The organism is Variimorphobacter saccharofermentans, assembly GCF_014174405.1.
Classification (GTDB): domain Bacteria; phylum Bacillota; class Clostridia; order Lachnospirales; family Lachnospiraceae; genus Mobilitalea; species Mobilitalea saccharofermentans.
Window position 1 is genome coordinate 3,143,884 of the sequence record NZ_JACEGA010000001.1, and the last position, 13,724, is coordinate 3,157,607.

The window sequence follows — 13,724 nt, forward strand, 5'->3', positions numbered from 1 at the left end:
CATTATATCTATATTTTTATAAAATAATGTCCTGTATAATGGTATTACAACGATAGAATTGAATCATATAGGAGGTTTTCATATGCAGCCCAGCGGTGTTTGGTTACCAATAATCACTCCTTTTCAGAATGGGAGAATCGACTATAAATCCTACAAAAGAATGATTAATCACTATGTAGAGAAAGGGATTAGCGGTATTATTCCTCTAGGTACAACCGGAGAAGTTCCCACCTTAAGTGATTTTGAATTCGAAGAAATGATTGAGAAAACCATGGAATATGTCAACGGAAGACTTCCCGTATATGTAGGCGTTGGAGGAAACTATACCGCGAAAGTAATTAAGAAAATAAAAATAGCTGAATATTATGATATACAGGGTATTCTTTCAGTATGCCCATACTATAACCGTCCTAATCAACAGGGTATATTCGAGCATTTTAAAAGTATAGCAGATGAGACTTATCTAAATATTATTCTATATAATATACCATACCGAACCGGTGTGAATATCGAAAATGAAACAGTGCATCGCTTAGCCGAGTGCAAAAACATTATCGGTATTAAGGATGCCAGTGGAGATATGAAGCAGACTATGGCACTCCTCATGAACCCACCAAAGGATTTCTCCGTATTAACAGGTGAAGATATCCTATTCTATCTAACTCTTACATTAGGCGGCCAGGGTGGCATTCTTGCATCCTCTCATTTAAAGACAGAATTATTTGTATCTGTATACAATCTGATAAAAGGAAACAACCAGGAAGCTGCCTTCAAGATATGGAAGGAGTTATATGAATTTATACCACTCTTATTCAAGGAACCCAATCCGGCTCCAATTAAGTACTGTCTCCATAAAAATGGTCTGATTGGATCCCCAGAGGTACGGCTTCCATTAACAGAAATTTCGGAGGCCTTAAAGAAACAGCTTAACCCCATATTGGATAAAAATATCAATACAAATATACTTCTGACAGCCGCTATGTAATGCCTCATATATTTAAGTAATGATAAAAGGATAGCAATCGTCTGTAACCGTTCTTTCCTCCTCTAGAAAGAGTTACAAAAGGATTGTTATCCTTTTATATTATTAAGGTCTTACTGTATATCCATACGAAAACCCGTAGCGGGTAGACCTGCATCATTAAAGAAATTGATGTTCGTCGGATTATCACACCATGCGTATCGAACCGATACCGGTGTATTCACTCTCTTTGAAGTCAAATACACACATCTTCCTTTTCTTATCGCAGAGGCTTCGTAAAAGCAACCATCCTCACCGGCTATTTCAAAATTCGTGAGAAGCTGCTCCTGCTTCGTATCTTCCAGATGTTGAAAACTGATTATTACACAGTTCTCAATTGTGCTTATCTCATTCGGTATAGGTCCGCTATATACGATATTCTCCTTGTAAATCAAATGCATCGCTGCCTTCGCTAACCGTACTCCAATTATCTTTTTGTTCTGTGGATGCAGATCATTCCACTCTCCAACATCCAATGCGGTTACCATAGCTACCTTCGGCAATGATAAGCTTTTTCTTTGCTGATCCCTGAGTTCTGCCCAGCCAGTATCTTCTGTTGTATTGAGTGGTTCTCTATAGTTGGGCAACTGTACATAGATAAAAGGAACCTCCCATCCGAATAATTTGCGCCAATCAGATACCATGGCTGCGAACTCATCCGCATAATCCTTTGGCCTTCCGGTATTTGACTCTCCCTGATACCATAGTACTCCATTGATTTGGATTTTTGCTAAAGGAACGACAGTAGCATTATAGAAACCGATGGGAAGAAGTGGAGGAAATAGTACCGAAGGCATAACGGTATTTGATTTTTTACCTACCTTATAATACCAATCCCCTTCCAGATTGATAGTTTCTCCATTATAATAAACATGATATGGTTTTCCAGCTATCGTTCCTCCGTTATTCTGATTAATTACTATACGAACAGTAATTAAATTATAGCCATTTTTCAGAACTCCTTTTGGTATGCTGTATTTTCTGGGTGGATAACGATATTCGGTCCTTCCGATTAAAGTCCCGTTAATCCATACCCTGTCAGAATCAATAATACTTCCCATATAAATATAAGCATTATCTTCCTTCTGTTCAGAGCCCAGATAAAGTTCTCTGCACAGATAAACGGAACCACTAAAGGGTTCGTCCATATAATCTGATACTAAGGAAGGAATTCTGCAGGTATTCCATTTCAGATACTCCTTAGAAAAGTCAAAATGCTCCTCTTCCTTTTCTATTGCTTCTAACCATTTATTTGCATCTTCCTGCTGCTTCTGAATGAAGGAATGGAAATAGTGAATGTCCTGAAAATCTTCGACTTCTGCCTCAAAAGATCCAAACCTTCTCAGAGTAACAGGATTCATCCAGGATTCAATTGTAGATCCTCCGACAGCGGTCATGATCAAACCAACTGGGACATGATACTTTTCCCATATTTCCTTTGCAAAGAAAAGACCTACTGCGCTGAAGTCCATAATAGCATCGCCAGTTGCTTTCTTCCATTCAGCTGTACACATATATTTTTCAGGTTCCTTAAAATTAAAAGTAGCTGGTATCAGATACTGTCGTATCTCCGGTATATTAGTTCGACTTACTTCCTCAGCAGACACATCCAGTACACGCCTAACCGGTAGTTCCATATTCGACTGCCCGCTTAAGATATAGACATCTCCAAATAATATGTCCGAAATTGTAATCTCACTACTTCCTGTCACCGTTATACAATAGGGTCCTCCAGCAGGAACGGGTGGAAGCTCTACACTAAATTCGTGATTGTCCGAAACTCTGGCACAGTATTCTTTCCCATTGAAACTTACTGTAACCATTTCAGCCAACGAATCCGTTCCATAAATCCGATTCGTTTTATCCCTCTGTAAAACCATTCCTTCACGTAAAATAGGCGAAAGTATAAGTCCTTTATTCTCCATTACTGATCCTCGCTATTCATATCAATATTTTCATCAGCAGCATTATTAGTATTTACATATTCTATTATCAAATCGTGTTATTTGCTGAAATTCATATCCACGAATAAAAAAAGCATTCGCAATAATTATTATAGTAATAACACGAACCACACTTTCAAGCTTAATATCCAATTGTATTTATAATTATATTAATATAAAAATGGCAATAAAGCAAATCATTCCAGGCCATATAAAACAGTTTGCCTGAAATTCATAACGAACATTTCCCATCATTGTACACTAAAGTATTCGGGATATTTTTCCATGATTACATCCTGATCCAGTTTATATCTTGAGAGGTGCTTTACTATAAATTCAGCAGCCAACTCCTTATTCTTGAGACTAATTGCATTTAGTATTGCTTTATGGTCTGATACAATTTTAATTTCTTTCACAGAATATAAGCTTAGTGTCCGGATACGATCAAAATGGCTTAACATGCTTTCCATAAGATTATAAATGCGTTCTTTGTTACACATTACAAAAAGGGAACGATGGAATTCATTATCAAGTTCCATTATTTTATCTGCCGATCTGCTGTCCAGATAAAATTCCTGAAGCTTTATATTCTCCTCCAGTATTGCCAGCTTTTCTTCGTTTATCGTCTCACACAATTCTTCTACAACCGCTTTTTCCAAAATTTTTCGTAAGAATACTGTTTCTTCTACAACATCAAAGTTAATATGGGATATTACACAGCCTCTCTGTGGATAAACTTCAATCAGGTTGCTCTTTTGTAATTCTTGCAGAGCTTCCCTGACAGGGGTTCTGCTCATACCTAGCTTTTTGGCAAGTTCATTTTCACTGACAGTGCTACCTGGCTTTAATCGCAATGAAATGATATTCTCACGAATTTGTCTTAACGCATATTCCCTAGCATTCTCTCTCATGATTCGATTCGAAATTACCATTGCTACACCCCTCATCCTTCCACAGTAATTGATTACCGCTTTTGGGAACTCTTATGGATCGCCTCCCATAAGCCTAATAGGTAATTGGCTCCCAACGCTCTATCATATAAACCATAACCGGGTCTCGCTTGTTCTCCCCATATCATTCTTCCATGATCCGGTCGAATATATCCAGTAAAACCATTGTCATGGAAAGCTTTTACTATCTCATACATATCCAGATCTCCACATGGACTGTAGTGAGCTGATTCTGTAAAATTTTTCTCTGAGGAATGCTTCACATTACGAATATGTGCAAAATGAACACGTCCCTGTGATACAAATTCACTGATAATAGCAGGGAGGTCATTACTTAAGTCTCCACCCAGAGAACCGGTACATATCGTTAAACCATTATATGGACTTGAATTCAAGCTCAAAAATTTTCGTATTTTATCAATATTATTGATTACCTTCGGAAGCCCAAATATACTAAACGGTGGATCATCCGGATGAATCGCCATCTTAACATCATATTTTTCTGCATAGGGAATCACAGCGTCAAGAAAATATTTCAGATTACTCCAGAACTGTTCCTCAGGTAGACTTTGATAAAACTCAATGTCTGCAGACATGACTCCCATTCTCTCCGGTTCCCATCCGGGAAGAGAAAAGCCTTTGGAATTGCCAATCATTTCATTTGCTACTGCAGCTGGATTTAGCTTTAGAACCTCCTCATGATTATATGCCATTGCAGTACTACCATCCTTCAGTGGATATGCCAATTCGCTTCGTAACCAGTCCATCACCGGCATCAGATTATAGCACAAGCATTTTACACCTATCTTTGATAGATTCTCTATGGATTTAATATAATTCTCGATATACTTGTCTCTTGAGGGTAGTCCTTTCTTAATGTCCTCATGAACATTGATACTTTCAATTACTTCCAGTTCTAAACCTGCCGCATTCACTTCCTCACGCAGCTTGATTAATCGGTCAAGCGGCCATACTTCGCCAACCGGAATATCAGTCAGCATGGCTGCCACCCCGGTAATACCCGGAATTTGTCTTATTTGTTCTAATGTAACACTGTCATCTCCACCGGGAAACCAGCGAAATATCATTTTCATATCGTCTTCTCCTTGATTGTTTTCATAGGAAGGGTTCTCAAACAACACAAAGCATTATAACATAACTTATGTTCATAAGAGAACCCTTCACTATATTTTTACTTAATAAATGGTATTTCTGTTAATATAATTATTACTTCGAGCTATTGTAGATCTCATTCATCATATCAACATAAGTCTGATAATTATTTGCCTCGCATCCAGCTACATAAGCATCCCAATCTTTCTCTATGCTTAGCTGTCCAGTAATAAATTGTAATGTTGCACTCTTAACATAGTCAATTAAAGGAGTTTTGATCAGGTTCATCTGCTCTGTCTGATCCTCATCACCGGAAACCGGAGGATTTAGAGGTTTAATATCTCTGTAAGAGTTCAAACGACTAAAGAAATCCTGTAATTCCGGAGATAACATAGCGGAAGCATGTTCAATTGTACCACCATACATGAATACACCATTACCAAAACCATAGTCAACATTAAGTGCCTTTGTTGCTGTAGGATTAATACCGTTATAAGTGATTTCAGGGTTTAATTTGTATACACCATTCTCAACTGTGTAGGTCTCACCTTCAACACCCCAACGTACAAGGTCTTTTCCTTCCGGTGAATACCATAACCAGTCGACGAAACGAAGCATCTTAATAAAGCCTTCTTCACCAAGTTCATCTAAAGCCTTCTGACTGATCATAATACCATTCTCAAGTCTTGAATTATCTGTCTGATAATTATTATGAGCCTTAGGAATAACGATGGAATATAATTCAAAGTTACCTTCACCAAGGGTCTCATTCATTTTTGACTGGTAAGTTGCTAACATAGATCTGTTAGAACCAAATATTACAGTTTCACCAGTATAGAATTTATTCTCAGCAACCTCGTCTTCCTGAGTAAAGGTTTCAGGATCAAGGATACCGGAGCTTACGAATTTGTTCATAAGTGTAACGAATTCTTTATAATCATCAGAAATATCAGCAAAGTAGAAGGAATCGGTTTCAGGATCATACTGCATACCATCACCAGCATTCCAACCTGCAGGTACGTCATAGGTCTGGCCAACAATCTTTAAAAGACTTTCACCCTTCCATCTGTCGGACCAGATTACACCACCGCCAACATAAGACTGTACCTTCAATAAAGCGTCATAGAAAGAATCCCATGTCCAATCTTTCTCTAATGCGGTTACATCAACCCCTGCTTTATCAAAGATATCCTTACGAACTACTAAGGTATATTCACTACCAGTTCCACCAGGAGCTTCCCACATACCAGGTAATTTATAATACTTACCATCTGCTTTCACAATTGTATTAAGGTCTGCTTGCATATTGTATTTCTCTACGAAATCCATGTAGTTAGGCATGTACTGAACCCAATCGCTGATTGGAACGATTGCTCCACCAGTAACAAATGCTGATTCATCATATGTCTTAGGAATTATGTAAGAAGCCTCACCAGCATTGATTAACAGGGACTTCTTATCGTCATAGTCTGCACGAGCGATAATGTTAAGATCAAAGCTTACATTTGACTTCTCAGTAATTGCACTCCATAATCTCCAATCCTCTTTGTAAGGATAAACCTCATGATCACTATACATCATAGAATAGGTTATCGGTTCATCGGAATGGAATGTAACACCCAAGCCGTAATCATAATCTAAATCCTCTGCCGGCGCCTCTGCAGCAGCATCTGAGTTAGTGTCTTCTGCTTTTGTGTCTTCTTTTTTCGTATCCTCTGTTTTTGTGCTTGTGTCCTTACTCTTAGAGTCATCCCCCGATTTACCACATGCAACCATACTGAATACCATGATTGCCACAAGCAACATAGAAATTAATTTCTTAATTTTCACCATAAATCCTCCTTATATTATATAATTTTATATTCAGCAGCTTAGGCTGCTTAATATCAACCTTTTACAGAGCCAAGCATCATACCCTGTACAAAATACTTCTGAATGAACGGGTACACACAGATAATTGGCAATGCCATTAATACCATGGAGGCCGATTTCACCGATGCGGCAATGGAACCCACATTATCAAATCCTGCCGATATCTCATTGGTACTTTGAGATCCGTAAATAATCTGTCTTAAATATAATGCCACTGGCCATTTATCCTTAGTATCGAAGTAAATAAAGGGTGTAAACCAGTTACTCCAAATACCCGCTGCATAGAATAGAACCATCGTTGCCATAATGGGCTTTGATAACGGAAGTACAATTTTCGCGAATATACCGAAGGTTCCCATGCCATCTATGGAAGCTGCTTCTTCTAGTTCCTGAGGCAGACTTGCAAAAAACGATTTCATCAGTAAAACATAATATGTACTGATTAGTCCCGGAAGTAACATGGCAAAAATGGTATCTCTCATCCCCAAAGAATTGACAAGTACGAAGTTCGGAATTAAGCCACCTCCAAAATACATTGTGAACAAAACGAATGGTGTTGCAACTTTATTCAGTCGTAAATACGACTTTGATAACGGATATGCCAAAATTGCTGTGGAAAACAATGAGGTGACTGTACCGATTACCGCATAGATAATCGTGTTTTTATAGTATTTTAGGAAATCACCCTTAGCAATAATCTGTCTATAGGTCTCAACATTAAAGCCCACCGGGAAAAAGGTAACCTCACCCGCATAAATAGCTTTTTCCGAGCTGAAAGACTGAGCAACCAGATACAGGAATGGATATAGAGTGACCACAACCACAATGATCATGATTATAGTATTAATTACTTTAAATATTTTATATGCTCTAGACTCCTTCATTGCGTCTCCTCCCTACCATAAACTGCTCTTCGTCAATTTACGTGATGTAATATTGGCTGTTGTAACAAGTATCAATCCGATCACACCTTCAAAAAGCCCTACAGCCGTAGCATAGCTGTAATTACCGGAGCGAACACCCATACGATATACATATGTAGATACAACATCCGCCGTCTCATAGGTCATTTCATTGTATAACATCATAATTTTTTCAAATACACCACCGGATCCGACAATACTTCCGATGTCCAAAATCAAGATGGTAGTAATCGTTGTCAGGATGCCTGGGATTGTAACATGCCATACCTGTTTAAAACGGTTTGCACCATCCACCTTAGCAGCATCATATAATTCCGTATTAATTCCGGACATCGCTGCCAGATAAAGAATGGTACCCCACCCTAGTGCCTGCCATACGCCGGAAGTTACAAAGATGGTTACAAACCATTCAGGCAATTGAATAAAGGTAATAGGTTCATGACCAAGGGCCTTAATCAGTGCATTAATCGGTCCGTTAATGGACACCAATTCCTTTACCATACCACATACGATAACAACAGCGATAAAGTGAGGTAAGTAGGATACTGTCTGTACGAACTTCTTCCATCGAACATTCTTAACTTCATTTAGTAATAATGCAAAGATTAAAGTTAACGGAAATCTCCATAACAAATACGAAAAGTTGATTGTTAACGTATTACCGAAAGCTCTCCAGAAAGTTTTATCCCTCATAAACTGTTTAAAATACTTAAAGCCAGAGTTTTCAACACCGAATATTGGACCTCCTGCCCGATACTTACGAAAAGCTATAATGTTACCTGCCATGGGCAGATACCTGAAAATTATGTAGTATATAATTGGAATAAGTATAAACATGTATAACTTCCAATGTTTCTTAATATGCTTCATAAGCGGGGGTTGTGATGCTTTAATCGCTTTGGCTGTTTCCTTCTTCATGCGCTTTTCTAAAGATTTGCTTTCACTTTTCATATCATTCTCCTTAAATATCATTTCGCTGTCTACTTGTATACTAATATATTATCATGGAAGAATAAGTTTGTTAATTGTTAAATAAGACTAAATCACTAAATTATTTTTGTTAGATATATACAAAACACTGGTTCCCCTGATCAACTATCTAAAGACAGAAATATCATTAACTCAGAATTGCAACCAGGTAGTAGCTTCACAATGAAAACATCGAATATTCAACACATTACTATACAATAAATTTATTCATATTCTCTTTCAAATCTGTGGATATTCTTAACAGTACTCCAGATTCCTCAAGAAGCTGGTTCGTAGATTCAATATGGGTAGATACCGTATCCGTAACATTATTAGTGGACGCTACTACTTCCTGAATAGCTGCCATAATATTGGTCATGGAGTCAAGTATCTCATCCTTTCCATTGCCTATCTTACCCATATTATCCACTGTAACCCCTAGACCTTTGGTAAGACTATTAACAGAATTATAAATATCCTCAAAAATCTTGACAGTACCTTGAAGGGCTTCGTTCTGCATCATTACATTATCCTCAGTAAGGCGAACTGACTTCGTTGTATTGGTAGAAGTATTCTGAATATCCACAATCATCTTCTCAATCTGTTTACTTGCCTGTAGAGATTCATCTGCCAGTTTACGGATTTCTTCTGCAACTACTGCAAAACCTCTGCCGGCAGCTCCCGCTCTTGCTGCTTCTATTGATGCATTTAATGACAATAGATTAGTCTGGTTAGATATATCATTCATTGTTGATATGATTGACTCAATATTCTTCGAACAAACTTCAACCTGCTTAATATCACTTGAAAGTGTCTTCATGATATCTGAGGTTGCTACCATTTTCTCATTCAAATTATTCATCAGAACTTTTCCCTGTTTGGTAAGTTCAATGGTCTCAAATGCCCGGTTGCTCATCTCATTGGCCTCATCCACTGTTTCATTTACCTGTTCAGAGAATTCTTCCAGTCTCGCAACACTCTCCTGTATATTGTCCGCCTGGGATGCAATGCTGGCATCAACATAACTGATATCTGTCTTTATTTCCGATAACGCTCTATGTATATCACTTGCCTTGCTTTCTACCTGTATAGAGGATTGTGTCACCTTACCTCCCAGGTTCTGTGTATCGGATAGCAGCATACCAAATTTCTCACGCATATTATTCAAGCTGTCCGTCAAAACGCGAAATTCATCATTTCGTTTTGTCTTAAAGACTACACGAAGATCTCCTTCCGCCATTTCCAGTAAGGACTTTTTAAAGCGGTTTACCTCCTTACTAATTCCTCCGGATACAAAAAACGCAATTGCTAATAAAAGAATGGATGTAATCACGATAATAGCAATAATTGTCCATCTCATGGTCTCAACTTCACCAGTAATTGCCTCCTTGGGAATCAGAGTACATAAGGTTATACCCGTACCTTCGATTTTCGAGGTCAGAAATAAGTAATTACTCCCCTGATATTTCACATAATCTCCATAAACACTTTGATCAGAAGTCTTTGACTCACCGTTTGTCTGTGCACCTTCATAGAAGGATGTTTTCATAAAATTAACTGGTTCTTTATCATAGCCGGTATGATAGGTCTCTACTCCGTCATCTGTAATAATGGCTGCAATGGTACCTCCACCCATACTCATTTTTTCAATGATAGAATCGGTAAACTCCTCGCTGATATCCAGCACTAGGAAGCCCTTCCCACTTACAAATTTCTTAATATAAGAGATACTGTAGTTATTAGCGGTTTCTGATTCATTAAAATACTGATCGATGAAATCATGCTTTCCAATCCATATACCTAGAAGACTTTTCTTCTCTGCAAAGCGTAACCCCACATCACTTTTCATAAATTCTTCATAGTAGTCGATATTATCATAATCATATTTTAGATATGATGAAATAACCGAGCCACCTCTTGCCCATAGTGCATAATTTGATATAAAATCCAGTCCACTTGCCATGTTGACTAATCTGGTCTTTGTCTTCGTAGAATAAGTATTTATTTTAGCTAAATCTTTTAATGTTACTGCCGAAGTATATTGCCCAATATCATCTTCCTGAAGCACTTTATTCGCTTCCGCTTCCACACTATCAATGGAGGAACGTAAGTATAAGCTAAGTGATTCCATGGAATCCTTTGCCGATTCTTCGTATTTCTTCAGAAGAATAGAAGATGATTGCTTATAACTGACTACTCCCAGAATGATGCATAAAATAATTGGAAATGCAAATGCGATCATTAGTTTTGCCATAAGCTTGCTTTTCTTATTCGAATTAACATGATTTATAATAGTTCCTGCCCTATTAAGCATGTCTTTCATTCTGCCAACTATGCTTTTTTCCATAATGAATTACCCTCCATACAACTCGTTTATATAGTTGTATACTAGTATAATAAAATTTATTCTATTTTTCAACTAGATTTTACATATTTCTCATAGAATTCATATAAAGTTCAGATAAACAGGCAAAACAAAATAACAATAGGATTATTGAAATTATTAAAAAAAGAGAGGGAAATATCCTCTCTTTTTAAATAAGTAATCATAGCGAAGTATTATATCATATATTATATTTCAATATACAGATAATATAACATCTAAAACTATAGGATCTAAAAAATAACTTTTATCTTATCAGAATCAACATCGTTTGATTTCCAAATGAATTTATTCGATCACGAAATGGCACATTGATTCTTCCAGCTTTTTTACCTCCACTTTTAATCGATCTGCTTCATCTGTTAACAATGCTATGGACATTAATTGCTTTTTAATCATGTCACCTGATTCTTGACTAACAGCTGCCGATTCCTCAGAAACCGATGAAGTATTACATATATCATCTAAAATATTCTCTTTACTCAGAATCATCTCAGTCATACTTCCTTGCATTAGCTTAAGGCTCCCAACCAAGCTTGATACCTGATCGTTTATTGAATTGAAAACTTTATTTGTATCTTCAAGTGAAGAAACTTGCACCAGCATATGTTCTCCGGTTTTCTCAGCAGAAGTAACGGTTTTTTTGATCACATTGCCGATATCCTCAATTATAATGCTGATTTGATTACTAAACTGCTTAGACTGATCCGCCAGCTTTCTGATTTCTTCAGCGACAACGGCAAAACCTCTTCCGTATTCTCCTGCTCTCGCTGCTTCAATTGATGCATTTAGCGATAACAGATTAGTATTATCCGCAATATTATTAATATATTGGATAATTTCTCTTATATTATCCGTTTTCTTTTGAACCTGCATTATTTCGCTTATTAAATTCTCTGTTACAGACACTGTATCCTGCGTTTTATTATTTAGCTCTTCCACCATTATCTGACCGGTACTTATTGTTTGTAGCGTCTTATCTGCTGTCTCATTCATTTGCTGAGAATTTTCATATATAGCATTTAGACTATTTGATAAATCACTCATTTTATTCGCACATTGTTCTGTATCTCCTGCCTGAATGATTACTCCTTCTAATATACCATCTACAGACTTAGATACATTATTCATGGTATTATGAACTTGTGATGTAACTTCAACAACTCCTTCTGCTGAATTCTTAACCCGATCCGTAAACATCTTCATCCCGCTAATTAGGTTTCTGATGTTTGAAATCATATCGTTCATACTAATATTCAGCATATGAAATTCATCTTTTCTCTTAGTCTTAAATTCAACCCGCAAATCTCCTTGTGATACTGTTGTTAAAGAATTACATGTTGTTAACAGTTCATTGCTGATATCACTCGATAACTTAATGCCAATAACTCCTACGATTATCAGCCCGAATATTATGACGATAACCGTTAAATTTCTCACTTGATTAACATCTTTCATGATAACATCACTTGGTATTAATGAGTATAGCATTATTCCGGTAGAACCAATGGGTGAATATTCCAGCAACCACTTCTCTCCCTGATAAGTGATACTGGTACTTCCTATTTCTTTCGCATCTAAAGTGCTCTGAATCGCTGTTGAAAAATCATTATTGGGTTCCCATGATTTTGAGTCAATCTTCCCGTCTTCATGATGTTTTTCCTGTACTGCTATAATTCTTCCATCTCCAGTTACAAGGGCTTTTATACTATTGTTCCCAAACGTCATAGTATTCAAGACTTCTTCCATAAAATTCTTATCAATATCAATAACAATAAATCCGTTATTCTTTTGTAATTTCACTACATAAGAAAATGCATACCTATCATCACTACTAACTGTAATGCTGTCAAGATATGGGTGTCTACCTATCCAGGCCTTCCGATTACCGCTTTCTGTAAATACTTTTGCTTCGTCCTTATCTTTAAAATCTTCATACAACGACTTGGGAAGTGTTTTATCATGTGAGGTGATTGCTTCGCCAATTTCTCCAAATACACTATAATCAGAAATATACACCAAGCTCGATTTTAATGCGATAAAATTATCCCGGGCAGAATTATAATAATCCCTTGATTGCAAGGTAAATTCCTTACCATATCTGTTGTAATATTCATTTAGATTTTCATTTATTACTAATTCAGCCATTCGAGATTTTACATTATCAAAAACAGAATTTAAGTACAGCGTCATAGTTGCCATTGTACTGTCAGTTGATTCCTCATATTTAGAAACCATTGCCTTTGATGTAATTTGATAGGCCGAGGTACCTAATGTAATAATCAACATCAAAGGTATGGCAAATGCAATAAATAATACGGTTCTGATTCTTTTCGTTTTTCCTTTATGCCTTGCTTTACGTTCCTCATTCTTGCTGTACTTTTTACTAAATAAGTTCTTTGTATTTATCTTTAGCATAATCTTCACCTCCGCATTATATAGTTATTGCTAAATTACCCTCCTAAGCAAAAATTAAACGTAGAAACCCTTACTAATCATCCACCCATACACGCATTTGGTCTAAAGTCTCTGTTTTTTTTATAAAACATA

At 36.8% G+C, this 13,724-nt stretch carries 9 protein-coding genes; 1 reads left to right on the forward strand and 8 read right to left on the reverse strand.

Features of this window, described 5'->3' with window-relative positions; genetic code table 11:
* Positions 1-82: 82 nt before the first annotated feature.
* Positions 83-985 carry a 4-hydroxy-tetrahydrodipicolinate synthase gene (gene dapA, locus H0486_RS13710; protein WP_228353530.1) on the forward strand — a complete coding sequence of 301 codons (903 nt, stop codon included), beginning with the start codon at positions 83-85 and terminating at the stop codon, positions 983-985.
* 110 nt (positions 986-1,095) lie between these two features.
* On the opposite strand, the gene H0486_RS13715 is transcribed toward dapA, so the two are convergent.
* The 8 genes from H0486_RS13715 to H0486_RS13750 all read right to left on the reverse strand — a co-directional run bounded on the left by H0486_RS13715 (position 1,096) and on the right by H0486_RS13750 (position 13,592).
* On the reverse strand, positions 1,096-2,946 hold the full coding sequence (locus H0486_RS13715) for a sialate O-acetylesterase (protein ID WP_228353531.1): 1,851 nt from the start codon (positions 2,944-2,946) through the stop codon (positions 1,096-1,098).
* Between the two features lie 269 nt (positions 2,947-3,215).
* Positions 3,216-3,896, reverse strand: a complete 681-nt coding sequence (locus H0486_RS13720; protein WP_228353532.1) for a GntR family transcriptional regulator — start codon at positions 3,894-3,896, stop codon at positions 3,216-3,218.
* 32 nt (positions 3,897-3,928) lie between these two features.
* Positions 3,929-5,008, reverse strand: coding sequence for a mannonate dehydratase (locus tag H0486_RS13725; RefSeq protein ID WP_228353533.1), 1,080 nt, complete (start codon positions 5,006-5,008; stop codon positions 3,929-3,931).
* A 133-nt stretch (positions 5,009-5,141) separates the two neighbouring features.
* Complete coding sequence (locus H0486_RS13730) at positions 5,142-6,860, reverse strand: type 2 periplasmic-binding domain-containing protein (protein WP_228353534.1); 1,719 nt, start codon at positions 6,858-6,860, stop codon at positions 5,142-5,144.
* Positions 6,861-6,913: 53 nt separating this feature from the next.
* Positions 6,914-7,783, reverse strand: a complete 870-nt coding sequence (locus H0486_RS13735; protein WP_228353535.1) for a carbohydrate ABC transporter permease — start codon at positions 7,781-7,783, stop codon at positions 6,914-6,916.
* 12 nt (positions 7,784-7,795) lie between these two features.
* Positions 7,796-8,773, reverse strand: coding sequence for an ABC transporter permease (locus H0486_RS13740; RefSeq protein WP_228353536.1), 978 nt, complete (start codon positions 8,771-8,773; stop codon positions 7,796-7,798).
* A gap of 229 nt (positions 8,774-9,002) precedes the next feature.
* Positions 9,003-11,138, reverse strand: coding sequence for a methyl-accepting chemotaxis protein (locus H0486_RS13745; protein ID WP_228353537.1), 2,136 nt, complete (start codon positions 11,136-11,138; stop codon positions 9,003-9,005).
* 324 nt (positions 11,139-11,462) lie between these two features.
* Complete coding sequence (locus H0486_RS13750) at positions 11,463-13,592, reverse strand: methyl-accepting chemotaxis protein (RefSeq protein ID WP_228353538.1); 2,130 nt, start codon at positions 13,590-13,592, stop codon at positions 11,463-11,465.
* Positions 13,593-13,724 lie beyond the last annotated feature (132 nt).

Bases quoted from the DNA above. Each gene is read 5' to 3' on its own strand.
- dapA (WP_228353530.1), top strand. From the start codon at position 83: ATGCAGCCCAGCGGTGTTTGGTTACCAATAATCACTCCTTTTCAGAAT.
- H0486_RS13715 (WP_228353531.1), bottom strand. From the start codon at position 2,946: ATGGAGAATAAAGGACTTATACTTTCGCCTATTTTACGTGAAGGAATG.
- H0486_RS13720 (WP_228353532.1), bottom strand. From the start codon at position 3,896: ATGGTAATTTCGAATCGAATCATGAGAGAGAATGCTAGGGAATATGCG.
- H0486_RS13725 (WP_228353533.1), bottom strand. From the start codon at position 5,008: ATGAAAATGATATTTCGCTGGTTTCCCGGTGGAGATGACAGTGTTACA.
- H0486_RS13730 (WP_228353534.1), bottom strand. From the start codon at position 6,860: ATGGTGAAAATTAAGAAATTAATTTCTATGTTGCTTGTGGCAATCATG.
- H0486_RS13735 (WP_228353535.1), bottom strand. From the start codon at position 7,783: ATGAAGGAGTCTAGAGCATATAAAATATTTAAAGTAATTAATACTATA.
- H0486_RS13740 (WP_228353536.1), bottom strand. From the start codon at position 8,773: ATGAAAAGTGAAAGCAAATCTTTAGAAAAGCGCATGAAGAAGGAAACA.
- H0486_RS13745 (WP_228353537.1), bottom strand. From the start codon at position 11,138: ATGGAAAAAAGCATAGTTGGCAGAATGAAAGACATGCTTAATAGGGCA.
- H0486_RS13750 (WP_228353538.1), bottom strand. From the start codon at position 13,592: ATGCTAAAGATAAATACAAAGAACTTATTTAGTAAAAAGTACAGCAAG.